Below are 23,882 nucleotides of genomic sequence, written 5' to 3'. Positions count from 1 at the left end.
TCTGAGGTAAGCGGCTGCTGTGTTGGGAGGTCTAGACAGTGCGCCTTGCTTTCGCCAGGTTGTCCTTGAGTTCGGCGGCATTCTGCCGAATCACGTAGGCCGGGCGGTCACGCTCCACGCGCCAGCTCTCATCGAGCGGTCCGATATTGACGGTGTCGAAGCCGAACTCGTCGTAGAGCTTCGCTACGAGTTCGGCGGCCTCGGGGTAGTCGCTGGCGGTGGCCAGTGCGCGGCGGTTCTCGGAGCCCGCCGGGGTGCCGTCGGTGCCGAGCTCCTTCGCCATGATGTGGTTGAAACCCTTGGCCACCTTGGACGTGGGCAAGTGCTTCTGCAGCAGGCCCGATGTGGTGGCCTCACCCTTGTCCAGCTCCGGGATGCGGCCGTCCCGCTCCCAGTAGTAGTTGTTCGTGTCGATCACAATCTTGCCCGCGAGTGGCTCCACAGGAATCTCCCGGTAGCTCCTGAGGGGAACAGTCACGACGGCGAAATCGCCTGCCGCTGCTGCCTCGGCCGGTGTTGCGGCCCGGGCATGTGTGCCAAGGGCCGCCACCAGTTCCGCCAGGGTTTCCGGTCCCCGCGAGTTGCTGATCACTACGTCATAGCCAAGCTCAACTGCTTTGCGAGCGACTTGGCTGCCAATGTGTCCTGCACCGATGATTCCGATTGTTGTCATATGTGCGGGAACACCGTCTCCCGCGCAGATATTTCAAAGGTTACGGCGGGTAACGCCAAGGGGTCGCGGCCGTCGCAAGCGCTGGCGACGCGGAATTTCCTTGGCGCCACCCAGAATGCCTCACGACACCGGAATTCCGGCGTCGCCAGGGATTCATCGTGTCGCAGGGCGGTGCGCTGCCCCGGACAGCTTTACGTAGAATAGGCACCATGACTGTCGCCTCTGATGCTGCCACCGCCACTGCCGCTGCCCGTGCCCGCCTCCTTGAATTGATCAAAGAACTGGCGGTCGTCCGCGGCAAGGTGATCCTTTCCAGCGGCGCCGAGGCGGACTACTACATCGACTTGCGGCGCATCACCCTCCACCACGAGGCTTCGAAGCTGGTTGGCCAGGTCATGCTCTCCATGATCGACGACGCCGGGATCGCCGTTGAGTGCGCCGGCGGCCTGACCATGGGTGCGGACCCGGTCGGTACCGCTGTGATGCACGCCGCCGCCGACGCCGGCCGCGCCGTTGACGCCTTCGTTGTGCGCAAGGCGCAGAAGTCCTACGGCATGGGCCGCCAGGTGGAAGGTCCCTCGGTGGAGGGCCGCAACGTTGTGGTTCTCGAGGACACCTCCACCACCGGCGGCTCGGCACTGACCGCCGTCGAAGGCGTCCGCAAGGCCGGTGGCAACGTGGTGGCCGTGGCCGTCATCGTGGACCGCAACACTGGCGCCAAGGAAAAGATCGAAGCCGAAACCGGCGTGCCGTACCTCTTCGCCTTCGGCAAGGACGAGCTGGGACTCGACTAACCTTCCCAAGCCTGGGCGCGTTTGAGGGGGACCGTGTGCCCGTCGGCGGAAGCGCCTAAGCTGGCTGCGTGGACCCTCAGGCCGGGAAATTCCCCCGGAAGCAGCAGCGCTGGCAGGACCCGGGATCGCTCGCCCGGGTTCTCCGCCAAGCCGCCGAGCTGAAGAGTTTTTCACGCCGCTCCTTCCTGATTGGAGCGGGTGCTTCCACGGCCCTCGCGGCCGACATGCTGTTTACCCGACAGGTCCAGGCAGAACGTCGCACCACCAAGATCCTCCCTGTGGGGGACGATTTCGCAGAGTCGTACTACCCCAACTCGAGTTGGATTCTCTTTCCCGGTTACAAGACCAGTTGGGAAGAGGCCCAATGGATCCTCAACTCGATCCGCGGTTCGCTGCGGCAGCGGGGCCAGATGGCCGCCGTCGGATACTCCAACCTGGGGCTGGAAGTCGCCGAGGTGGTGGACGCCGTGCTCGCGTACATCAATGAGCGGAAGCTGAACACCCTCTATTTCTACGGCCACAGTTTCGGCGGGATGTTGGCCACCGAAGTGGCCGCGCTCCTGCGTGAAAGGAACGGAGTCAGCGTCAAGCTGATCCTGTTGGACTCTTCGCCCTTCAGTAAGTACGACATCCTCGACCAAAGCTGGTTCGACGGCGTCGTGTTCTTGTACGAGAGCGGCTTCCAGGTTCCCTCGGTCCTCCGCGGCGGCTACGAGCTGGGCGAGCGGGTGGTGAACAAGCACGAACGCACTTGGGGGCAGATCTGGGACCAGACCCTGGAGCAGCTCTCCCCGATCGCGCCTTCGAGCGTGCTGATCCAAAGCGAATCGGACTACATTTACCATTTCGACGGCACGCGGTTTGTCGACAGGCTGGGGGACACCCGCATGGCCTTCATCGGAAACCCGAACGATGACACCGTGAACTACGGAACAGCCCGGGCAGCGTGGGCCAAGACATTCCCCCTCAACATCGCGTCCACGGGCCGCCGGACCGACGGCGCCCGCCCGGCGCACGCGAGCCCCCAGTGGAATCCGTTTATCTACAATCCGATCATCGAAGACCTGGAGAACGAGCTCTTCCCGCTGCCGCGGGCCGGCCCGCGGGTGGTGTTCTACTGACTGGTGCTCCGAGGGCCGCTACCTGAGCCGCAGTCCGTCCAGCTCGGAACCACTGAGGCCGGCGTCGCGCAAGTAATCCGCCGCGCTGCCGAACTCGTGCCCGAAACGGTCCAGGAAGTATTCCATCGCAGCTTCGGGGGACTGCAGCAGCATGAGCGAGGGACTGAATGCCTCCTCCGGAACCTCGGGGACAGCCAGCCGCCAGGCTGCCGACATAGTTTCCAACATCGTGGGGAGGGCGGCGGTGCTTGCGGCGTAGTCCGCCACGACAGCGGCGTGGTCAGTGCCCGTCGCGAGGAGCGCAAGAGCGGATACGACGCCGGTGCGGTCCTTGCCGAGCGAGCAGTGGATGAGCGTCCGCTTGCCTTGGGCCGCGGGACGCAGCGATTCGGCCACCCAATCCGGGCGGGCGCGAACCCAGCCAAGGTAGAGCTCGCCAAGGTCTTCGGCCGTGTGGATCGATTGGAGCCCCTCAGAAGCGGTACGCGGATCGAGGGGGTTCTCCACGAGCTCCACGGCGCCGTTGGCCAGCTGCCAGGGCACGATGGCGCGCTCGTACTCGCTTCGGAGATCCACAACCGTCCGGATGCCATGAAGTTCCAGGAAGGCGGACGTCGCCGCGGTGTCCATGCCAAACGGCTGGCTGCCCCTCAGGATGCGGCCACCGCCCAGGGACCGGAGGTTCAGCACAGCCATGGCACCAGCCCTTCTTCTTAGATCTGGTTCTTGAGGTCCGCTACCGAATTCAGGACCTGGTTCGGCCGGAACGGGAAGGCCGCGATGTCCTCGCGCTGGGTGATGCCGCTGAGCACCAGGACGGTGTGCAGCCCGGCTTCCATGCCTGCGATGATGTCGGTGTCCATGCGGTCACCGATCATTGCCGTGGTCTCGGAGTGGGCGTCGATCTGGTTCATCGCGGAACGGAACATCATGGGGTTCGGCTTGCCTACAATGTAGGGCTCACGGCCGGTCGCCTTGGAGATCAGCGCGGCGATGGCACCGGTGGCGGGCATCGGCCCGTCCTTCGAGGGGCCGGTGGCATCCGGGTTGGTGGCGATGAAGCGCGCCCCGGCCAGGATCAGCCGGATGGCCATGGTGATCGCTTCGAAGGAGTAGGTCCGGGTTTCGCCGAGCACCACGAAGTCCGGGTTCTGGTCGGTGAGGATGAAGCCGGCCTCGTGCAGCGCCGTCGTGAGCCCTGCCTCACCGATGGTGTAGGCGCGGTTCCCGGACTCCGAGCCCTGCACCTGGTCCTTGAGGAACTGTGCCGTGGCCAGGGCCGATGTCCAGATGTTCTCCTCCGGAATTTCCAGGCCGGAGGAGCTCAGCCGGGCCGCCAAGTCCCGCGGCGTGAAGATGGAGTTGTTGGTGAGGACGAGGAATCGCTTGGACGTGTCCACCCAGCGCTGGATCAGTTCGGCCGCTCCGGGAACCGCCTGGTTTTCGTGGACCAGGACACCATCCATATCCGTGAGCCAGCATTCGATTTCGTGTCCATTGCGGTAAAGGGCTGAGCTCTTCGGGGCCTCGGTTGCGTTCTCCATGCTTTTCCTCCGCGTATTGGCTGTTTCTCGTCCCAAGTCTTTCATCTTTCGGTCTCCGAGACACCCGGGTGTCCTGCGTTACGGCACTGGGTTTCGGCGCCGCAGGCGGTACTGCCCGGGCTAGGGTTGAAGAGTGACTGACCGGCCCCAGAACCCTGCCCCTACCGACTCCACTGCTGTCTCGTCCCTCCTCTCCTCTACCGAGGGGGAGTCGGAAGCGAAACCGGAGGTCGGCGTCGGGCCCTGGGAAGGCGACTGGCCGGAAGGCGAGCAGTGGGACCCGGACCTCCTGGCGGACGGCGACCGTCGCAACGTGGTGGACAAGTACCGCTACTGGAAGCACGAAGCGATCGTCGCGGATCTGGACGCGCACCGGCACGATTTCCACATTGCCATTGAGAACTGGCAGCACGACCTCAACATCGGCACCGTGGTGCGCACCGCCAATGCGTTCCTCGCCAAGGAGGTCCACATCATCGGACGACGCCGGTGGAACCGTCGCGGGGCCATGGTCACCGACCGCTACCAGCACGTCCGCCACCACCCCACCGTGGAGGACTTCGTGGAGTGGGCGCAGGGGGAAGGCCTGGCCATCATCGGCATCGACATCTTCCCCGATTCCGTGCCGCTCGAAACGTACGAACTTCCGCGCAACTGCGTGCTCGTGTTCGGGCAGGAGGGCCCCGGCCTGACCCCCGAGGTGCACGACGCCGCCGTCGCCACCTTGTCGATCGAGCAGTACGGTTCCACACGCTCCATGAACGCGGCGTCGGCAGCGGCCATCGCGATGCACGCCTGGATCCGCCGGCACAACTTCGGCCAACGCGTCTCCTAAGCCAGCGCGTCTCGTAAGAGCACCCGGCGGCAAAAAGTCCGCAAGTGTTACCCGTCTCCGTGACCGGAAACACGATGTCGGATTCTTCAGTCGCTAGGATGGTGCCTAGCCGTATAGGTCTACTCCAGGGTCAACAAAACCCACAGACGAAAATCAGCATAGGAGTCAGCATGCCCATCGCAACCCCAGAGATTTACTCCGAGATGATCGACCGAGCGAAGGCCGGTGGATACGCGTTCCCGGCAGTGAACGTCACCTCGTCACAGACCCTGAACGCCGCGATCCGCGGCTTTGCCGAGGCCGAGTCGGACGGCATCATCCAGGTCTCCACCGGTGGTGCGGCTTACTGGTCCGGCGCATCCGTCAAGGACATGGTTGCCGGCTCCCTGGGCTTCGCGGCGTTCGCCCGCGAGGTCGCCAAGAACTACAACGTGAACATCGCCCTGCACACGGACCACTGCCCGCAGGACAAGCTGGCAGATTTCGTTCTCCCGCTGCTGGCCGCTTCCGAGGAAGCCGTCAAGGCCGGCAAGGACCCGATCTTCAACTCGCACATGTGGGACGGCTCGCACGAGACCCTGTCCGAGAACCTGCGGATCGGCCGCGAACTCCTGGAACGCGCAGCCGCAGCCAAGATCATCCTCGAGGTTGAAATCGGCACGGTCGGCGGCGAGGAAGACGGCGTCGAGAACGAGATCAACGAGAAGCTCTACACCACCACCGAAGACGCCCTCGCCACGATCGAGGCCCTCGGCGCGGGCGAGAACGGCCGCTACCTGACTGCCCTGACCTTCGGCAACGTCCACGGCGTGTACAAGCCGGGCAACGTCAAGCTGCGCCCGGAGCTGCTCAAGCAGATCCAGGCCGAGGTCGGTGCCAAGATCGGCAAGACCAACCCGTTCGACCTCGTCTTCCACGGCGGCTCCGGTTCCACCGAGCAGGAAATCGCGGATGCTGTTTCCTATGGCGTCATCAAGATGAACATCGACACCGACACCCAGTACGCGTTCACCCGCCCGGTTGCCGGACACATGTTCTCGAACTACGACGGCGTCCTGAAGGTCGACGGCGAAATGGGCAACAAGAAGACGTACGACCCGCGCGTCTGGGGAGCCTCCGCCGAAGCCGGCATGGCTGCCCGCATCGTGGAAGCCGCAAAGCAGCTCGGGTCGGTAGGCAAGACCTTCTAATGTCCGACGAATTCCGCAAGAACCTCATGGGTCCGGAGCCGACGCTCCTGCCTGCCGAGACCGAGGTGTACCAGCACCTTGCCTTGGGGCAAGAAGCGCTGGACCTCGTGGCCAAGTACCCCACGTCTTCGTTGCTGTGGGCGATCCTGGCCGAGGAAGCCTGGGCTGACGGCCGGACCATAGATTCCTACGCGTATTCCCGCGTGGGTTACCACCGTGGACTGGATTCGCTGCGCCGCAACGGTTGGCGCGGCGTCGGGCCCATCCCGTGGGAGCACGAGCCCAACAGGGGATTCCTGCGCGCTCTGTACTCCCTCGGCCGGGCATCCGCCGCCATCGGCGAAGCTGAGGAACCGGAACGGATCGAGAAGTTCCTGAACGACTCCGATCCCACCGCGAAGGCAGCGATCGAAGGCTAGGACTGCCGAGAATACGACGACGGCGGCCGTTCACCGAAAGGTGGGCGGCCGCCGTCGCGCTCTCCCCGCCCAACTGATCCCCACCGCCACCCTCGCCTCGCAAGGCCCCACCGGCTCCCAGCCTTCGCAAGCTCAGGCAGGGACCCTCGCCGGCGGGGCCCCACGGCCAGGGAACCCTAGCGGCGTGGGCCCACGCAGTTAATGCCGTTATGAGGCGTCAGAACGACAACAAATGCGAGTCAGTTGGGCTTGGCGGGTCCTAGGAGACCGGGGTGAGGCCGGTCCGGGCCATGGCCTCGGCGTAGGCGCGATGGATGATGTCCAGGTACTCCTGCTGGCGCGTGGGGGAACCGGCGAAGGAGCGTCCACCCAGCGAGCGGACCTTGAACGTCTTGAAGCCGCGGCGGTGGATGCTCTGCGGCGCGGCCTTCATGAGCTGGTCTGCCAAACGATGGGCTTCATTGCCGTGGGCTACCAGCACGGAGGTGCGCGGCACGATCGCCAGCAGGCGCAGGAGCGGCTTGAGGCCTTCGGTGATGTTGGCGGGAGTCAGCTTGCCCGGCTCGCCGTCGGGCTCGATCCACGGGTAAACGTTCCACGGCATCATGAGTTCCGGACGCAGGCCCAACTGCCACTGCATGCCCACCATGCGTGTGGCGGCATCCGTGTCACCCGGGACGATGAAACCCGAGCCCTCCGTGGTGCGGGTATTGGAGAAAAGGCTGATGATGCGGCACTCGTCAACGCTGTGGACGGGGTCTACGTAGAGGACTTCGCTGCCCGGCTTCTGTTCTTTGAGGGAATCGCAAAGCCCTGTGACCTCGGCAATGTGGGGTTCGAAACGTCGGTTCCAGAGCTGCTCTTCGGGTAATTCAGTCGCCAGGTCTTGCATATGGGCTTGGGTCTCCTACGTGTAGCGAGGCGCACTTATCCGGCCGGGAGCGGTTTGCCGCGACCGGTCAGATTGGGTGCAGTGTTGGGGGCTGGTTAACTCTACCGGAACGGCGGTGCGCTGTGGGGTGAATCGGGACTTCTGTGTTAGGTCTCTCGATGGCGGGAGCCGGATTTGGCATGAAGCGGCCGTGCGTTAACGGAAAACGGCACCGTCCCGATGGATTCGGGACGGTGCCGTTTCGGAAGCGCCTGTTACTGCTTGTTCTCGTTCTGGTCGTCGCTTTCCTTGGTCCGGGAAACCACGGTGCCGTTTGATTCGTCGAGGATGAGTTTCACGTCCCGCCCGTTGTCAAAGTTGAACATCGCGTTGATGGAGCCGGCCTTGGCGTCTGCCGAGGAGTCACCGATCTGGCCGGTGTGCCAGTTGTCCTCGATGAAGCGAAGGATGGATGACTGGTCCGTCTGGGTGTGGTCCACGAAGTTCTTCTTCGCGAAGGGGGAGATCACGACGAGCGGCTGGCGGGGGCCGGGGCCGCAACGGTCGGCATAGCCTCCGGCCATCGGCACACCCTTGTTGTAGGCGTTGACGCACCACGCGGCATCGTCAGTGGTGTTCGAGGAGTTCTTCACGCCGGCAGCGACGTGGTCATACCAGCCGTCCGAGTCATCGTAGGCGAGGACGATGGCAGTGTTCTCCCAGTTCTTCGAGTTCTGGATGGCGTTCACCTGCTGCGTGATGAACTTCTGCTCATCCAGGGGATCGGAGTAGCCGGCGTGGCCGTCCTGGTAGTTTCCCGCCTTCAGGAAGGAGACGGCAGGCATGTTGTCCGAGTTGACCACCTTGGCGAAGTCCGTAGTGTCGTACTGGTGGTTGGCCTGGCCGTTGTGTCCGATCTCGTCCACGCTGGCGGGAGCAAGGTGGTGCGGGTTGGACGTTGACTTGAAGTACTGGAACGGCTGGTGGTGCGGGTTGTAGTCCGTTACCGTGGCACCCGCGATGTTGGTGTGGGTGGTCATGCAAGCTGCCGGGGTTGTGTCCGTGGCCGGCGTCGTCGGGGCAAAGCCGCCCTGGAACCAGCCCCAGCTGACGCCCTTGTCGTTGAGCAGGTCGCCGATGTTCTTGCCCTGCATGCCCGCGAGGTTGTTCTTGCTCGCGTGGCTCTTGTTGGAGCAGTCGTCGTAGACCGGATCCGGGTCTTCCGTCATGGTTCCGACGCCGTTGGCGTCAGGGAACTTGACCGTGTAGTCGCTGCTTGCGGGTCTGACCGGCTGTCCGGCGGCAGTGAATTCGGTGACGCCGTGGGTCTGGCCGGACACAAGGTTGAGCGCGCCAGGGCTGGACGGGCCGAACACGGTGCTGAAGTGTGAGTCGCTCATGGCGAAGTTCTGGGCGTAGTTCCAGATCCCGGTCACGGTATTGCCGTCGTAGTAGTCCATGGTGAGCCCGGGACGACCGAACTGGCCACCCGAACAGGTATCCATGCTCGTGTTCTCGACGAACTTGTTCATCAGGCCACCGTTGTAGGCCTTCTGCTCCGCGGTGTATTCGTGGTCCTGGTCGCACGTGATTGCCTGGCCGGGCGTCAGCCGCTGGGGCTGGACCGAGTTGGGATTGTTAGGTGCCAGCAGCTTGTCGTTGGCGAGGGTGGCGATGTTCTTCGGCGTGTTCTTGGCCGCCGTGAACGCGGGAGCCGCTGCGCCGCTGCCTTGCTGGGTTTCACCAGCTGTGTTTGCTGCCTGCGGGTACGTCGCGAAGTAGTGGTCGAAGGAGACGTTCTCGCCGAAAATTACGACGACGTGCTTGATGGGCGTCGCGGTTTCTTTGTGGTCGCTATTGGCCGAGGCCGGCGTCATGCCGAACCCGATCATGCCGGCAGCGATCGTGGATGCCGCGAGTGCGCTCACTCCTGCCGTTGACAAGAGACGTTTGTTGCGAAAATTCATGGATTTCCCTTCAGATTCACGGAAAGGTGGGGTAAGGATTCACAAAGAATGTAGCCGCTCGCTTGGGGCCCGACGGTCGATTTGGAGGCTCAATGCGGACTGTTTGGGAAGAGTTCACATTCTGCTCACAGGGAACTTCGAGTGCGCGCTCCCTGTTTCCATGTCGCCCTCCGGCCGTGTGACAACAGGTCCAAGAGCCGTATCGGCTAAACTTGGCTGGTAAGAGCCCCGGAACTCTTGCTGATCCCGCCGGTGAACTTTTGCGAAAGTCTGCGGGCAGGGCCGAAAGATTCGGGGCGTTCTCATGTACGGCGCTGAGCCTTGGTGATCCCGCCAGGACCGGCCCGAAAGAATGGGGGAGGATCCCATGCCAGCTATCGTGATCGTCGGAGCCCAATGGGGCGACGAAGGCAAAGGCAAAGCAACCGACCTGCTCGGTGGCCGCGTTGACTACGTGGTCAAGCCCAACGGCGGCAACAACGCCGGGCACACCGTTGTGGTGGGCGGTGAGAAGTATGAGCTCAAACTCCTTCCTGCCGGCATTCTGAGCCCGAACGCGATTCCGATCATCGGCAACGGCTGCGTGGTGAACCTTGAAGCGCTGTTCCAGGAGATCGATGGCCTGGAAGCCCGCGGTGCCGACACATCCCGTTTGCGCATCTCAGCCAATGCCCACCTCGTGGCGCCGTACCACCAGGTGCTGGACAAGGTCACGGAGCGCTTCCTCGGCAGCCGCGCCATCGGCACCACAGGTCGGGGCATCGGCCCGGCTTACATGGACAAGGTGGCCCGCCTGGGGATCCGCGTCCAGGATGTCTTCGACGAATCGATCCTCCGCCAGAAGGTGGAAGGCTCGCTGCGCCAAAAGAACGAGCTCCTGGTCAAGGTCTACAACCGCCGCAACGTGGTGGTGGACGAGATCGTGGAGTATTTCCTGTCCTACGCCGAACGCCTGCGGCCGCTGGTCATTGACAGCACCCTGGTCCTCAACAACGCACTGGACGAGGGCAAGGTGGTCCTCATGGAAGGCGGCCAGGCCACGTTCCTGGACGTCGACCACGGCACCTACCCGTTCGTGACATCTTCCAACCCGACCGCCGGCGGCGCGTCTGTTGGCTCGGGCATCGGACCCACCCGCATCTCGCGGTCCATCGGCATCATCAAGGCCTACACCACCCGTGTCGGCGCCGGTCCGTTCCCCACGGAGCTCTTCGATGAGATGGGCATGTACCTGCAGAAGACCGGCGGCGAGTTCGGCGTCAACACCGGCCGCCCGCGCCGCTGCGGTTGGTACGACGCCGTCCTGGCCCGCCACGCATCCCGCGTCAACGGCTTCACGGACTACTTCGTCACCAAGCTGGACGTTCTGACCGGCATCGAGCAGATCCCGGTCTGCGTGGCATACGACGTGGACGGCGTTCGCCACGATGAAATGCCCATGACCCAGACCGAGTTCCACCACGCAGTGCCGATCTTCGAGTACTTCGACGGCTGGACCGAGGACATCACCGGCGCCAAGACGTTGGAAGACCTTCCCGAGAACGCCCGCAGATATGTGCTGGCCCTTGAGAAGCTCTCCGGCACGCGCTTCTCCGCGATCGGCGTCGGCCCGGACCGGGACCAGACGATCGTGGTGCACGACCTCATCGAGGACTAGTCACCAAAGCCGAATCACGACGACGGCGGGTCGCCCTTTCGGGGGCGGCCCGCCGTCGTCGTTCCGGCTATTTGGAACCCAGTATCTTCCTGTTTCCGATCGATGACTTGAGCTGGACAAACGTGATGAGGGTGTTCAGGTGTTGAGTGCAAGGACCCGTGTTGGCTGTGCCAAGGATGGTGATCGTGATGGTCTCTGCGGTTTCGGCGATTCTTGCCCGGTTGGGAGCGCTGCACTCGAAATTTGAGGTCGTTAAGTACACCCGATTTTCCGTATCATCGATTCGATTCAGGGTCCATGGCAGAATTGGCGAGCCATCCTCGGGACCTGTCTCGATGGGCATCCCAGTATTCGTGCTCGTCGGGGACTTTGAACGCCTTCGAAAAACTTTTGGAAACCGCGTAACCCTTTGGGGTGCCCCGACGATTACCTCTTTGAAAGGCCGAGCTGAAATTTGTCCCCCATCATGTTTCAGCTCGGCCCTTTTCATGTCTGAAGGGGTTTCGTGGATGTGCAGAAAGTCCGGGAGAGGCAAGCCTCCGGAGCCGAAGGCTGGTCCTTGGGCTTAGCGGGAGCAGCGGTTAGGCTAGGTGAGGTTGCCCGGCCCTGCGGCGTTTGGGCGGCACCGAGGATCTCGCTTGGATCCGGCCATTCGCTCCCCAACGAAAGCCACGCTTCAGTGACCGACGCCTTGACCGATGCAGCATTGCTGGCCCTTCGCGGCCGGGAGGCTGAACTGTTCAGTGCCGTCTACCAGGCCTTTGCCGGCCAGGTGCTCGGCTACCTGACAGCAAAAGGTGTTTCGGATCCCGAAGCTGTCACACAGGACGTTTTTCTTGCCGTCCTGCCCCGCGTTGAGACGATCACTGGCGGTGTCAGCGGTCTGCGAACCTTCGTATTCTCAGTGGCCCATGCCCGGATGGTGGATGACCACCGTCGGCAAAGCAGGGCGCCTGAGCATCACGAGTTTGAACCTGAGCGTGACACACGCCGATCGAGTTCGGCGGAAGCCGAAGCGATGGACCGTGTGGCGCCCGGCGAAGTCATGGCGCTGCTGGATCTCCTTCGGGAAGATCAGCGGGAAGTCCTGACGCTTCGCATTGTTGCCGGTCTGACTGTGGACCAAGCAGCCGAAATCATGGGGAAAAGCCAAGGCGCCGTCAAGCAATTGCAGCGCCGGGCGTTGAATTCACTCCGCGATCACTCGGTAGTAAAGGAATACGTGGCCCCATGATGCGTTGGGATTACAAGGACATTGACCGCGACGCGATCATCCTCGAGCTCATTCTTGAGGCTGGCCTCACGGACGCCCCCGAACTCACGGATTCGTTGAAAGCGCTGGAATCGTTTGGGTCCATGCCGGCACCGGTCCCAGGGCCCGCACTCGCCGCGATGCTGGCTGGCTCGGCCGCGGGCGATTCTGCAAACAATCTTCCCCTCGACGAGCTCGGCAAGCGGCGTCAGTTGCGCAAGCATCGCCCGGTCGTCATTGGTGCTGCCGTCCTGACCGCCATGGGCCTGGGTGTTGGTGGCGTTGCGGCCGCGAGTGGCGGATTCAGCAAGGGAACCCCGGAATTCATGCAGGTCCTGGTCTCCGGCTGGGCGCCCGCTTGGACAACTGCTCCGCCGTCGCTGGTACCTCCAGCCCCCGCCCAGGACTCCCCGAAGGTCACGACCCACCCGGCTCCCGTCGATCTGCCGCCGGCCGCGCCCCCAGTGGCAGGCCCTTCGGCGGACCCCGTGGCGCCCGCTCCCGCCAGCACTGGCGAGGCGGCGCACGAGCCGGTAGCGGCAGCGGCTGTTCCCGCCGCGGCACGCCAGCCAAGCGACGGACTGCCCGAAGCGCCGAAGGCGGTGCACACCGAGCCTAAGACCGACTCGCAGGGAGTCCTTCCGCAGCCCAAAACTGCTATCCCATCCGCCCCGACGGCGAAGGACCTCCAAAACGGGGTTCAGCAAGCAGTCGAGAACGCCCAGGGCGACGTGTCCCTGAAGCCTGCGGGGGCGTCGCTGCGCTGGCTCCTTGGACTGCTGTCCCGCTAGTAGGCTGGAGCTATGACACACGTCAACGATCCGGCAGTCATTGACCGGCTTATGCGAACAAAGGGCCGCTGGGCAATCGTCGGACTCAGCACGAATGAGTGGCGCTCCGCCTTCGAGGTAGCTCTCTACGTTCGCGACACGATGGGCATGGAGATCATCCCGATCAACCAAAAAGGCGAAGACGTCCACGGCGAAACCGGCTACAAGTTCCTTGCCGACGTGCCCTTCGAGAAGCAGCCCATCGACGTCGTCGACTGCTTTGTGAACTCCTCGCGCGTCGGCGCGGTAGTGGACGAAGCGATTGCCGTGGGAGCGAAAGCCGTGTGGCTCCAGCTCGGAGTGATTGACGAGGATGCCGCGGAGCGGGCCAAAGCAGCGGGCCTGGACGTTGTGATGAACGCTTGTCCGGCACAGGTGGGCTGGCGGAGCGGCATCTAGCGTCGTTTTCTGTTAACCGGCCGCTGCTATGGTCCGGGGGCAATCACCGTTTCGAGACCAGGAAACTCCCATGTGTGACGACCACCCTTCCACCGCCAGCCGACGCACCGCGCTCGGTTTCCTCGGCGCTTCCCTCGTGGCCGGGCCGGGGGCATGCGCGCTCCCCGGAAACCCGTCCGCAGAAAGCCCGACGGCGGCTCCCCGCACGGCGGGCCCCTCGCCGTCGTCGTCCGCAAGCACTGCGATGAGTCCCACACCAAGCCCCGCGGGCCCCGGGCGGCTCCGGAACCCCTTCGTCCCGGACTTCACCCTGCCGCCCATCCAAGGCGGACTGGCTCCCGTGATCACCAAGATCCCCACCAAACATCCCGTAGTGTTCCTCACGATCGACGACGGACTGGTCAAGTCCCCGGAAAGCGTGCGGCTCCTCGCGGAGAACGGCTACCCGGCCACACTGTTCCTGACGAGCAACACGGTCCGTGACAACCCTGCATTCTTCAAGGCGTTCATGGCGCAGGGGAGCCTGGTTGAAAACCATACGGTCAGCCACAACGTCAACATGACCACGCAATGGGGCTACCAACGGCAGCTTGACGACATCGCAGGCATGCAGGATTTCGCCGTGCAGCAGTACGGCCGCAAGCCCACCCTGTTCAGGCCGCCTGGAGGTGCCTATTCGACCGCCATGCGGCAAGCCGTGGCCGCCGCCGGGTTGAAGGCCATCGTCACGTGGGAGGCCAAGGCCAATGGCGGGCGCATGGATTACCAGTACGGCAATTCCCTCCGGCCCGGCGACATCGTCCTGATGCACTTCCGCCCCGAATTCGCGGCGGACTTCGAGGCATTCCGCTCGGCGCAAGTGGCTGCGGGCCTGGAAGTGGTGCTCCTCGAGGACTTCCTGGACGTTGCGTGAGGCGGTCGGTCCGCTAATCGTCGCACTCCGCTAGTCTCGCTACATGGACGCTGCCACACTCCGCCAAATCTGCCTTGGCTTCCCCGGGACCTATGAAGACTTCCCGTTCGGCCCGGATACGTCGGTTTTCAAAGTCCGGTCCGCCGTGTCCGGTGGATCCAAGCCGGAAGCCAAGATGTTCGCCGCATCTGCCATGGACGACCACAACCTGGCAGTAAGCCTCAAATGCGATCCCGCCCTGGCCGTGCAACTTCGCTCGGCCCATCCGGAAATCACCGGCGCCTGGCACATGAACAAGACGCACTGGAACGGCGTGCGCCTGGACGGCGCCCTCCCTGACTCCATGGTCCGGGACATGGTGGAGGACTCCTATGACCTGGTGGTTTCCTCGTTGACCCGCAAGCAGCAGGATCAACTGGGCTGGGCCCGGCTCGCCAAGGACTGACACGCGGACCCCGTCTGCAGCTTCGGCTAGATTGTGAGTGGACTGCACCTTCCATCGCCTCGAAGCAATCAGGAGGAGCCAGATGCTGGAACAAAATACCCTCGATGAGCTGTGGAATTTTGAGGACCCCGCGTTGTCGGAAGCCCGCTTCCGCGCAGCCATGACCGATCCCGCCTCCGATCCCTTTGAGAGGGCCGAGCTCGCCACCCAATTGGGCCGGGCAATCGGCCTGCAGGGCCGGTTCGAGGAGGCGGACGCCCTCCTGGACGGGATCGACGCCGAAGAGGAGCCCACCATTGCGGTGCGGGTCCTCCTGGAGCGCGGCCGCCTGCTCAACTCCGCCGGCCACCCGGCCATGGCCGTTCCGCTCTTTGAGCAGGCTGCCGAGATGGGCGACCTCCTGGGCGAAGATTTCCTCGCGGTGGACGCACTTCATATGCTGGCCATCGCGGACTCCGGTCACCAGGAATCATGGACGCGCAGCGCGCTTGAATACGCCTCCGCCGTCGAGGATTCCCGCACCAAACGGTGGATGGTTTCCCTGCACAACAACCTCGGTTGGGCGATGTACGACGACGGTCGCCGCACCGAGGCGATGGTCGAGTTCCAGCTCGCCGAACAGTGGGCCGAACGGGTGGGAACCGCGCAACAGCAGCAATGGGCACGCGAGGCCATTGCTCAATGCGCAAAATCCTTGAATTTGCGCGGCTAAAACACCCAAATGACCCCTCTGGAACGGCAGGATCGTCAGATCACATTTTGACAAAAGTTGATCGAAACTGCCCTCAAATATTGCTTTTCAATCACTCGTGGTGAAGTATGTCACACGAAGGGCGCGTCGCAGCGGCGGTGCCCGGACCGATCGACTGCCGGCCGAGGCGCCGTCAGAGTTCGGTACTACGAGTCTCTGGAGGGTTTTAGGATGAACGTTCAGCAGCAGTCCTTTGCACGGCGCGGTTTCCTCCGCGGCGCGCTTGCCGCGGCAGTGCTTGTGCCGATAGCCGGCTCGATGGCCTCCTGCGCAGGCGGGGGCGGTGGAGGTACCACCGGTCCTACGGGGACCGTTTCAGATACCAATCCGTTCGGAATGGCAGACAAGTCCACCGTTGACGCCGTGATCTTCAAGGGCGGGTACGGAATCGACTACGTTGACTTCGCGGGCAAGGGCTTCGAAAGCGCACATTCAGGTTCCACCGCCAAGATTTCCCCGTCCACGGACATTGCGCAGGAACTCCAGCCGCGATTCGTCGGAGGCAACCCGCCGGACCTGATCGACAACTCCGGTGCCAAGGCAATCGGCTTCAGCACGATCCTGGCCCAGCTGGAAGACCTTACCAGCGTGGTCAACGCCAAGAACCTTGAGGGCAAGGTCATCAAGGACACCCTCTACGCTGGAGTGCTCGCCCCGGGTACTTTCAATGGCAAGCTGGCGGCCCTGAACTACGTGCTGACCGTTTACGCCATGTGGTACTCGGATTCATTCCTGAAGGACAACGGGTGGGCCGTGCCGAAAACCTGGGATGACATGTACACCCTTGGCGAGCAGGCCAAGGCCAAAGGCAAGTACCTGTTCGTCTGGGGCAAGGAAGCAGCCACTTACTACCAGGAAATGGCGATCGCTTCCGCCATCAAGGAAGGCGGCAACGACGTTCGCCTCGGCCTTGAAAACCTGAAGGCGGACGCCTGGTCCCACCCGGCCATCCAGAGCGTCTTCACGGCCTTGGGCAAGATCGTCAAGGCGGGCCACTTCAAGCCAGGTGGCTCGGGTACGCAGTTCACCGCGGCGCAGGCGCAGTGGAGCAACGCCCAGGAAGCCGTGTTCTACCCGTCCGGCTCGTGGATAGAAAACGAGATGAAGGACCAGACCAAGTCCGGATTCAAGATGACCGGCGTTCCTGTTCCCACCGTGACCTCGGGATCCAAACTTCCTTACGAGGCAATGCACAGCGCTTCCGGCGAGCCCTTCGTTGTTCCGTCCCAGGGCAAGAACGTTGCTGGCGGCAAGGAATTGCTGCGTGTCATGCTGTCCAAGGATGCTGCCACCAACTTTGCCAAGACAAAGCTGGCCCCCACCATCGTCAAGGACACCGTTCCCGCCGATGGCTTCGGTTCCACCGCCTTGGTTTCCCAGACCAAGCTGCTCAGCGATGCTGGATCGAACATCTTCACGTGGAACTTTGTTGACCTCTACGGGATGAACAAGGACCAGTTGGTTGTGTGGAACACGTTCCTCGATGGAAAGTCCGATGTCGCCACCCTGACGTCGGACCTGCAGAAGATCACCGACAAGGTCCGCAACGACAGCTCGGTCACGAAGATTGAAGTGAAGTGACTTCAGTGAAAGCAAAAACACTCCGGGTCGGCGACGGTGCGTCCGCCGTCGTCGTTCCGGATACCGCACCACCCGTCTACAAGAGGCGGCGCAAGCCCCTGACGTTCGACAAGGTCAGTTTTTTCGTGGTCTTCCTGGGCCTGCCCCTGGCGATCTATCTCCTGTTTGTGATTTGGCCTTTCATCCAGGCGTTCGGCTACTCCCTGACCGACTGGAGCGGTTTCTCACCCGACCAGAACTTCATCGGACTTGAGAACTACCGGAAGCTCTTCACGGATGACATCTTCATGAAGGCCATGGGGAACAACATCCTGCTGGTCATCTTCCTGCCCATCATTACCATCATCCTCAGCCTCGTGCTGGCAACCTTGGTGACCGTGGGCGGCAGCAGCAAGGGCCAGATCAAGGGCTTGCGCAACTCCAGCTTCTACCGGGTTGTCTCCTTCTTCCCCTACACGATTCCGGCGATTGCCATCGGCATCATGTGGGGCCAGATCTACGATCCTTCCGGAGGCCTGCTGAACGGCATCCTCACCTCCCTAGGCATGGACCAGTTCAAGTCCTACGCCTGGCTTGGGGACAAGAACACCGCCATGATCGCCACGATGTTCGTGATCGTCTGGGGCTTCATCGGCTTCTACATGGTGCTGTTCGTGGCGGGCATCAAGGGCATCCCCGCGGAGCTGTTTGAGGCGGCGCGGATCGACGGAGCGGGACGCTTCCGCACTGCCGTGTCCATCACCATCCCGCTGATCCGGGACAACATCCAGACGGCCTACATCTATATGGGCATCCTGGCGCTGGATGCCTTCGTCTACATGGCCGCACTGAACTCCGGCGGCGGCCCGGACAACTCCACCCTGGTGATGTCCCAGCAACTCTTTTTCACCGCTTTCACCAAGGGCCAGTTCGGCCTGGCCAGCGCCATGGGCGTTGTGCTGGCCGTAGCCACCCTGATTTTCTCCGGCCTCGTGTTCCTGGTCAACAGGCTCACTGGCGGCGACAAGGATGTGTCCCTCTAATGTCTACCAAAATTGCCAGCCAGGAAATGAAGGCGCTGCATTTCAACCCGCGCAAACCGGCCATGACCACGGGAGACAGGGTGGTAGGCGCCGTTTCGCACACGGCCCTGACCATCTGGTCGCTCATCGTGATCCTGCCCTTGTTGTGGACTTTCATGTCCTCCTTCAAGACCTCCAGCGAGATCTTCGCCTCGCCGTTTGCCTTGCCTTCGCAGTGGCGTTTCGACAACTACGTCCGGGCCTGGAGCGAAGCCGGAATCGGGAGCTACTTCCTCAACTCTGTGATCGTCGTAGGGTCCGCCTTGGTGATCGTCATGGTCCTCGGAGCCATGTGCGCCTATGTCCTGGCGCGCTATGTCTTCTTCGGCAGCAAAGCGATCTACTACCTCATGCTTGCCGGGCTCACGTTCCCGATCTTCCTCGCCATGGTGCCGTTGTTCTTCGTCATGAAGAGAATCGGCCTCCTGAACACCCTGCCAGGCTTGACCTTGGTGTACGTCGGCTTCGCGCTGCCGTTCACCGTCTTCTTCCTGTTCTCCTTCTTCAAGTCTCTTCCCCACGAAATCACCGAGGCGGCTGCCCTGGACGGGGCCGGTGAGTGGCGGACGTTCTTCCAGGTCATGTTGCCGATGGCCAAGCCGGGACTCGCTTCCGTTGCCATCTTCAACTTCCTGGGCCTGTGGAACCAGTTCCTGATTCCCGTGGCCATCAACGCGGCCGGGCCGCGCGTGCTGTCCCAAGGACTGGCCGCGTTCGCTGGCCAGATGGGTTATGCGGTGGACTTCGGTGCCTTGTTCGCGGCGGTCACCGTCACCGTGGTTCCGGTGCTGATCGTCTACATCATCTTCCAGCGCCAGCTGCAGGGTTCTGTGTCGCAAGGCACGTCCAAGTAGCACAGCCAAGCTAAATAAGCGCCCGACGGCGGTCCCCACCTTTGGTGCGGGCCGCCGTCGGGCGTTTCTGCCGGCTGCGGCGCCGGCTCCAGGCGCGGCCCGCCGTCAGAGCCGCTGGTAACGGGAGCGCAACAAGGAGTAGATACCGTAGGCCATGAGTCCGAGGCTGACGAACCCCAGAACCCATCCGCCAAAGGGCTGTTTCAGGAAGGCCTTGAGCGCCGAGTCGAGGCCGCCTTGTTGGGAGGGGTCATGCGCTGCTGTGGCGATCAGGATGAGCAAGCCGACGGCGCCGAGTGCCACGCCTTTCGCGCAATAGCCCACCACACCCAGCACCGTAAACGCATCCCCCAAGGCCCCTGACGGTTTTCCCCTCAGGTTCTTTTCGTACTTGCGTGTGATCCCCATGAAGACGTATGTACCGGCGGCTGCCAGCAACGCCACCCCGATGATCACCAGGAGGACAGTGCCGGGAGCGCTGGACATGAGGTCTGCACTGGTCGTACGGGATTTCTCGCTGCTGCTGCTTGGACGGCTGACCGCAAAACTGCCGAAGGTCACGGCGGCGACAGCGAAGACGATTGCCTGCCCGGCTGCCTTGAGCCCATTCATCCAGCGCTTGGCGCTTTCGCGCCCGCTCCACCCCATCACGGCGTCGCTCGCCATGTAGAGCGCGAGGGCACCGCAGGCCACTAGTCCCGCCCACAAAAGGACGACTCCGCCAGGCGTGGCGGCCATCTGACCGACCGCACCGCTTTGGTCGGCTTGGCCGGATGCGCCGAGCGCAATCTCCAAGGCGATGATCCCGATCAGGAGGTGTATCAGCCCCAAGGCGACGAAGCCGGCCCGGGCCACTACCCGGACGGTCCGTGAATCCTTGGCGTCGTCTACGGCGTCTCCTACCGAATCGGCGCCCCGGGAAACTGCATTGCCGGCCTTGTTCGTATGATCGTCCGCGCCCATGGAGCTCCTTTGGTCTGTCCTCATCTTGCCACCGTGGGATTCGAAGCGGGAGGGCGCGCCTCTACTGGATACGATGGGCGCATGTGGATCGCGTGGATCGAGTTCGACATCCTCCTCGGCGAGGTGCACAGCCTGAAGGAGAAACGTTCCCTCGTGCGCCCGCTGATCGCCGAGTTGAAACGGCGTTTCGAGGTCTCTGCCGCCGAGACCGGGCACTTGGACCAGCATCGCCGTGCGCTCATCGGCGCGGGCGCAGTGGCAGCAGACCGCGCGCATCTCGTGGAGGTGCTCGATGCCGTCGAACGCTTCGTTGCCGCGCGCCCCGAAGTGGAGCTCCTGAGCGCCCGACGCCGGGACCTCCACAGCGAGGACTGACCCGAACCCCGGACGCTCGCTCACCTATGTGGGTCGACCGGCGGGACGCTCGCTCACCTATGTGGGGTTCTGGCGGGACGCTCGCTCAGATGTCTCAAGAACTTGACGACCGCAGTGAGCGGGCGTTGCCCGGCAGGCGTGTATATGTGAGCGGGCGTTGCCCGGCAGGCGTGTATATGTGAGCGAGCGTTGCCCGGAGGGCGTGTATATGTGAGCGGGCGTTGGCCCCAAATGCGCGATATCTGCAGGAGGCCTTAAAAACGATTGCTCCCCGCCGGCGACCGGTGGGGAGCAATCGATGAGCCTCGAGTGGGCTTAGCCGAAGTACTTCGGCAGGGTGGCCTCGTGGGCTTCGCTGAGAGCGTCCACGGAGAGCTCGTCCACGCCGTTGATCTCCAGCTTGCCGCCGGCAGCGTCGACGACGCCGATCCGGAGGTGGGCGAAGCCGCGGGCGGTGCACATGTCCTTGAAGCGTATTTCCTCGGAGCGCGGAACGGACACGATGGCCCGGCCTTGGGACTCGGAGAACAACGCGGTGAACAGGTCCACGCCGTCGCGCTCCACGAGTTCGTCCAGCGCAATCCGGGCGCCGACGCCATAGCGCAATGCAGACTCCACCAGCGCAGCGGCAAGGCCGCCCTCGGAGAGATCGTGTGCGGCGTCGATCATGCCGTCGCGCGAAGCGTTGATGAGGATTTCCCCCAGCTGGCGCTCGATGGACAGGTCAACCTTCGGCGGCAAGCCACCGAGGTGTCCACGCAGGTTGGACCATTCCGAACCGTCCAGCTCTGCAGCCGTGGTGCCCAGCAGGTAGATGGCCTGGCCATCTTCCTTCCAGCCGGACGGGGTGCGGCGCGCGACGTCGTCGAGCTTGCCCAGCACTGCAACCACGGGGGAGGGGTGGATGGGCACGGTACCCGTCTGGTTGTACAACGAGACGTTGCCACCGGTGACCGGGACGCCCAGCTCCATACAAGCGTCCGACAGGCCACGAATGGACTCGGCCAGCTGCCACATGACGTCGGGATCCTCGGGGGAACCGAAGTTCAGGCAGTCGCTGACGGCCATCGGGACCGCGCCGGAAGTGGCGACGTTGCGGTAGGCCTCGGCAAGTGCCAGCTGTGCGCCGTGGTACGGGTCGAGGTAGGTGTAGCGGCCGTTGGCGTCGGTGGCCAGGGCAACGCCAAGCCCGGTTTCCTCGTCCACGCGGACCACTCCGGCGTCGTCCGGGAACGCCATGGCGGTGTTGCCGCCGACGTAGCGGTCGTATTGCTTGGTGATCCAGGCCTTGCTGCACATGTTCGGCGAAGCAATGAGCTCGGTGATGGCAGCGGCCAGTTCCCCGGAGGTGGAGGGACGGCCGGCGTCCTGCACGGAGCCCGTGAAGGTATCGGCCTGGACGGAGTCCTGCCATGAGGGGCGCGCAAACGGGCGGTCGTAGACCGGACCGTCGTGGGCAACGGTGCGCGGGTCGACGTCGACAATGACTTCGCCTTCCCACGTGATGATCAGGCGGCCGGTATCGGTCACTTCGCCCAGCCAGGAGTACTCCACTGCCCACTTGTCCATGACTGCTTCGAACGCAGCGACGTTCTCAGGGGTGACCACGGCCATCATGCGTTCCTGCGACTCGGACATCAGGATTTCGCCCGGGGTCAGCGTGGGGTCGCGGAGCAGCACGGAGGTCAGCTCAACCTGCATGCCGCCGTCGCCGTTGGAAGCGAGCTCGGACGTGGCGCAGGAGATGCCCGCGGCGCCGAGGTCCTGGATACCCTCAACCAGCGAACCCTTGAACAGCTCCAGGCAGCACTCGATGAGCACCTTTTCGGCGAACGGGTCGCCTACCTGGACAGCGGGGCGCTTGGAGGGCTTGGTGTCGTCGAAGGACTCCGAGGCCAGCACGGATGCGCCGCCAATGCCGTCGCCGCCGGTGCGTGCACCGAAGAGGACTACCTTGTTGCCCTTGCCGGAGGCGTTGGCCAGGCGGATGTCTTCGTGGCGCATAACGCCGACTGCCAGCGCGTTGACCAGCGGGTTGCCCTGGTACACGGAGTCGAACACCATTTCGCCGCCGATGTTCGGCAGGCCAAGCGAGTTGCCGTAGCCACCAATGCCGGCAACGGCGCCGTGCATGACGCGGGCCGTGTCCGGGTGGTCGATGGCGCCGAAACGCAGCGGATCCATCACGGCCACCGGGCGGGCACCCATGGAGATGATGTCACGGACGATGCCGCCGATACCGGTTGCGGCACCCTGGTAGGGCTCCACGAACGACGGCGAGTTGTGGGACTCGATCTTGAACGTCACGGCCCAGCCGTCGCCCAAGTTGGTGACGCCGGCGTTTTCGCCGATGCCCACGAGCATGTCCTTCTTCATCTCCTCGGTCACCTTTTCGCCGAACTGGCGCAGGTGGTTCTTCGAGGACTTGTAGGAGCAGTGCTCACTCCACATGACGGAGTACATGGCGAGTTCGGCGCCCGTCGGGCGGCGGCCCAGGACCTTGACGACCTCGTCGAACTCGTTCTGCTTGAGGCCGAGTTCGGCCCAGGGGAGCTCGGTGTCCGGCGTCTTGGCCGCGTTCTCAACGGTGTCGATGTTGAACTTCTTGCCGACGGTTTCAGCTGAGGTAGTCACTGTGCGCCTCCCACGATCTTGTTCAGGACGGAGGTGAAGAAGCCCAAGCCATCCGTGCCGGCATTGGACTCCGGACCGAATCCGGGCTCCACCGCGTGCTCCGGGTGCGGCATGAGGCCCACCACGTTGCCGGCGGCGTTGCTGATGCCGGCAATGTCGCGGCGTGAACCGTTCGGGTTCCAGCCGACATAGCGGAACACGACGCGGCCCTCGGCCTCAAGGGCGTCCAGGGTCTTGTCGTCAGCGATGTACTGGCCGTCCTGGTTCTTCAGCGGAACCGTGATTTCCTCGCCGGCCTCGTAGTCCGAGGTCCACACGGTCTTGTTGTTCTCGACGCGCAGTACCTGGTCGCGGCACAAGAACTTCAAGTGGTCGTTCTTGATCATGGAGCCCGGGAGCAGGTGCGACTCGGTCAGGATCTGGAAGCCGTTGCAGATACCCAACACGGGCAGCTTGGCGTCGCTGTTGGCGGCATCGATGATGCGGGACATCAGCGGAGCGAAGCGCGAAATGGCGCCGGCGCGCAGGTAGTCGCCGTAGGAGAAACCGCCCGGGATGACGACCGCGTCCACGTCGGCCAGATGGGTGTCCGCGTGCCAGAGCGCGACGGCGGTGCCGCCTGCGAGGCGTACCGCACGGGCGGCGTCGCGGTCGTCAAGGGTGCCAGGGAAGGTGACGACGCCGATTTTGGCCCCGAGCAAACGGGGTTCGACGGCCACAGGGGCTCCGCCGATCAAAGGAAGTTCACTCATG

At 63.5% G+C, this 23,882-nt stretch carries 24 protein-coding genes; 16 read left to right on the top strand and 8 right to left on the bottom strand.

The annotated features are described in order from the left end of the window. Nucleotides 1-31 precede the first annotated feature (31 nt). Nucleotides 32-673 (bottom strand): NADPH-dependent F420 reductase, encoded by a 642-nt coding sequence (locus ABD742_RS20500; RefSeq protein WP_234752708.1) that lies wholly within the window; start codon nucleotides 671-673, stop codon nucleotides 32-34. Nucleotides 674-882: 209 nt separating this feature from the next. Between ABD742_RS20500 and pyrE the strand changes: the two genes are divergently transcribed. Both pyrE and ABD742_RS20490 read left to right on the top strand, forming a co-directional pair. Continuing rightward, nucleotides 883-1,467 (top strand): orotate phosphoribosyltransferase, encoded by a 585-nt coding sequence (gene pyrE, locus ABD742_RS20495; protein ID WP_234752707.1) that lies wholly within the window; start codon nucleotides 883-885, stop codon nucleotides 1,465-1,467. Nucleotides 1,468-1,535: 68 nt separating this feature from the next. Next, complete coding sequence (locus ABD742_RS20490; RefSeq protein WP_234752706.1) at nucleotides 1,536-2,588, top strand: thioesterase domain-containing protein; 1,053 nt, start codon at nucleotides 1,536-1,538, stop codon at nucleotides 2,586-2,588. A gap of 18 nt (nucleotides 2,589-2,606) precedes the next feature. Here ABD742_RS20490 and ABD742_RS20485 read toward each other — a convergent pair whose 3' ends face one another. Beyond that, a complete protein-coding gene (locus ABD742_RS20485; protein WP_234752705.1) occupies nucleotides 2,607-3,284 on the bottom strand; it encodes a tyrosine-protein phosphatase in 678 nt (225 codons plus the stop codon). A gap of 17 nt (nucleotides 3,285-3,301) precedes the next feature. Next, nucleotides 3,302-4,132 (bottom strand): HAD-IIA family hydrolase, encoded by an 831-nt coding sequence (locus tag ABD742_RS20480; RefSeq protein ID WP_113990628.1) that lies wholly within the window; start codon nucleotides 4,130-4,132, stop codon nucleotides 3,302-3,304. A gap of 133 nt (nucleotides 4,133-4,265) precedes the next feature. On the opposite strand from ABD742_RS20480, the gene ABD742_RS20475 reads away from it, so the two are divergent. The 3 genes from ABD742_RS20475 to ABD742_RS20465 all read left to right on the top strand — a co-directional run bounded on the left by ABD742_RS20475 (nucleotide 4,266) and on the right by ABD742_RS20465 (nucleotide 6,576). Beyond that, complete coding sequence (locus tag ABD742_RS20475) at nucleotides 4,266-4,967, top strand: TrmH family RNA methyltransferase (protein ID WP_234752704.1); 702 nt, start codon at nucleotides 4,266-4,268, stop codon at nucleotides 4,965-4,967. Nucleotides 4,968-5,041: 74 nt separating this feature from the next. Beyond that, entirely contained in the window at nucleotides 5,042-6,157 is a 1,116-nt protein-coding gene (fbaA, locus tag ABD742_RS20470; RefSeq protein WP_308193870.1) for a class II fructose-bisphosphate aldolase, read from the top strand. After that, complete coding sequence (locus ABD742_RS20465; protein WP_234752700.1) at nucleotides 6,157-6,576, top strand: DUF3151 domain-containing protein; 420 nt, start codon at nucleotides 6,157-6,159, stop codon at nucleotides 6,574-6,576. Before fbaA ends, ABD742_RS20465 begins: the two co-directional genes overlap by 1 nt. 259 nt (nucleotides 6,577-6,835) lie before the next feature. On the opposite strand, the gene ABD742_RS20460 is transcribed toward ABD742_RS20465, so the two are convergent. Both ABD742_RS20460 and ABD742_RS20455 read right to left on the bottom strand, forming a co-directional pair. Continuing rightward, nucleotides 6,836-7,468, bottom strand: a complete 633-nt coding sequence (locus tag ABD742_RS20460) for a uracil-DNA glycosylase family protein (protein ID WP_234752698.1) — start codon at nucleotides 7,466-7,468, stop codon at nucleotides 6,836-6,838. Between the two features lie 254 nt (nucleotides 7,469-7,722). Beyond that, nucleotides 7,723-9,414 (bottom strand): phospholipase C, encoded by a 1,692-nt coding sequence (locus ABD742_RS20455; protein ID WP_234752694.1) that lies wholly within the window; start codon nucleotides 9,412-9,414, stop codon nucleotides 7,723-7,725. A 367-nt stretch (nucleotides 9,415-9,781) separates the two neighbouring features. Here ABD742_RS20455 and ABD742_RS20450 point away from each other — a divergent pair, with 367 nt between their 5' ends. From ABD742_RS20450 to ABD742_RS20405, 10 genes are all read left to right on the top strand, one after another. Further along, the gene (locus tag ABD742_RS20450; RefSeq protein ID WP_234752691.1) at nucleotides 9,782-11,071 is read left to right on the top strand and encodes an adenylosuccinate synthase; all 1,290 of its coding nucleotides are present in this window, start codon (nucleotides 9,782-9,784) and stop codon (nucleotides 11,069-11,071) included. Nucleotides 11,072-11,750: 679 nt separating this feature from the next. Beyond that, nucleotides 11,751-12,305, top strand: coding sequence for an RNA polymerase sigma factor (locus tag ABD742_RS20445; RefSeq protein WP_234752688.1), 555 nt, complete (start codon nucleotides 11,751-11,753; stop codon nucleotides 12,303-12,305). After that, entirely contained in the window at nucleotides 12,302-13,114 is an 813-nt protein-coding gene (locus tag ABD742_RS20440; protein WP_234752686.1) for a hypothetical protein, read from the top strand. Before ABD742_RS20445 ends, ABD742_RS20440 begins: the two co-directional genes overlap by 4 nt. A gap of 12 nt (nucleotides 13,115-13,126) precedes the next feature. Further along, nucleotides 13,127-13,552, top strand: a complete 426-nt coding sequence (locus ABD742_RS20435; RefSeq protein ID WP_234752683.1) for a CoA-binding protein — start codon at nucleotides 13,127-13,129, stop codon at nucleotides 13,550-13,552. Nucleotides 13,553-13,622: 70 nt separating this feature from the next. Then, nucleotides 13,623-14,465: a polysaccharide deacetylase family protein gene (locus tag ABD742_RS20430; protein ID WP_234752680.1), complete on the top strand. Its 843-nt coding sequence runs from the start codon at nucleotides 13,623-13,625 to the stop codon at nucleotides 14,463-14,465. Nucleotides 14,466-14,508: 43 nt separating this feature from the next. Then, nucleotides 14,509-14,910 carry an MmcQ/YjbR family DNA-binding protein gene (locus tag ABD742_RS20425; protein WP_234752677.1) on the top strand — a complete coding sequence of 134 codons (402 nt, stop codon included), beginning with the start codon at nucleotides 14,509-14,511 and terminating at the stop codon, nucleotides 14,908-14,910. Between the two features lie 82 nt (nucleotides 14,911-14,992). Then, a complete protein-coding gene (locus tag ABD742_RS20420; protein ID WP_234752674.1) occupies nucleotides 14,993-15,622 on the top strand; it encodes a hypothetical protein in 630 nt (209 codons plus the stop codon). A 210-nt stretch (nucleotides 15,623-15,832) separates the two neighbouring features. Continuing rightward, complete coding sequence (gene ngcE, locus ABD742_RS20415; RefSeq protein ID WP_234752671.1) at nucleotides 15,833-17,242, top strand: N-acetylglucosamine/diacetylchitobiose ABC transporter substrate-binding protein; 1,410 nt, start codon at nucleotides 15,833-15,835, stop codon at nucleotides 17,240-17,242. After that, nucleotides 17,239-18,264, top strand: a complete 1,026-nt coding sequence (locus ABD742_RS20410) for a carbohydrate ABC transporter permease (RefSeq protein ID WP_234752669.1) — start codon at nucleotides 17,239-17,241, stop codon at nucleotides 18,262-18,264. Before ngcE ends, ABD742_RS20410 begins: the two co-directional genes overlap by 4 nt. After that, nucleotides 18,264-19,157: a carbohydrate ABC transporter permease gene (locus ABD742_RS20405; protein ID WP_234752667.1), complete on the top strand. Its 894-nt coding sequence runs from the start codon at nucleotides 18,264-18,266 to the stop codon at nucleotides 19,155-19,157. The genes ABD742_RS20410 and ABD742_RS20405 overlap by 1 nt, the downstream gene beginning before the upstream one ends. Before the next feature lie 105 nt (nucleotides 19,158-19,262). Here the strand turns inward: ABD742_RS20405 and ABD742_RS20400 are convergent, their stop codons facing one another. After that, nucleotides 19,263-20,120: a DUF1206 domain-containing protein gene (locus ABD742_RS20400; protein ID WP_234752664.1), complete on the bottom strand. Its 858-nt coding sequence runs from the start codon at nucleotides 20,118-20,120 to the stop codon at nucleotides 19,263-19,265. A gap of 81 nt (nucleotides 20,121-20,201) precedes the next feature. Here ABD742_RS20400 and ABD742_RS20395 point away from each other — a divergent pair, with 81 nt between their 5' ends. After that, nucleotides 20,202-20,495, top strand: coding sequence for a DUF503 domain-containing protein (locus tag ABD742_RS20395; RefSeq protein ID WP_234752661.1), 294 nt, complete (start codon nucleotides 20,202-20,204; stop codon nucleotides 20,493-20,495). Nucleotides 20,496-20,810: 315 nt separating this feature from the next. On the opposite strand, the gene purL is transcribed toward ABD742_RS20395, so the two are convergent. Together purL and purQ are read right to left on the bottom strand one after the other, a co-directional pair. Next, nucleotides 20,811-23,129, bottom strand: coding sequence for a phosphoribosylformylglycinamidine synthase subunit PurL (gene purL, locus ABD742_RS20390; RefSeq protein WP_234752658.1), 2,319 nt, complete (start codon nucleotides 23,127-23,129; stop codon nucleotides 20,811-20,813). Then, complete coding sequence (gene purQ / locus ABD742_RS20385; protein WP_234752655.1) at nucleotides 23,126-23,881, bottom strand: phosphoribosylformylglycinamidine synthase subunit PurQ; 756 nt, start codon at nucleotides 23,879-23,881, stop codon at nucleotides 23,126-23,128. Before purQ ends, purL begins: the two co-directional genes overlap by 4 nt. Nucleotide 23,882 lies beyond the last annotated feature (1 nt).

The organism is Arthrobacter ramosus (assembly GCF_039535095.1).
Classification (GTDB): domain Bacteria; phylum Actinomycetota; class Actinomycetes; order Actinomycetales; family Micrococcaceae; genus Arthrobacter; species Arthrobacter ramosus.
The sequence above is the reverse complement of the archived record's forward strand: the minus strand, read 5'-3'. Positions and strand labels throughout refer to the sequence as shown.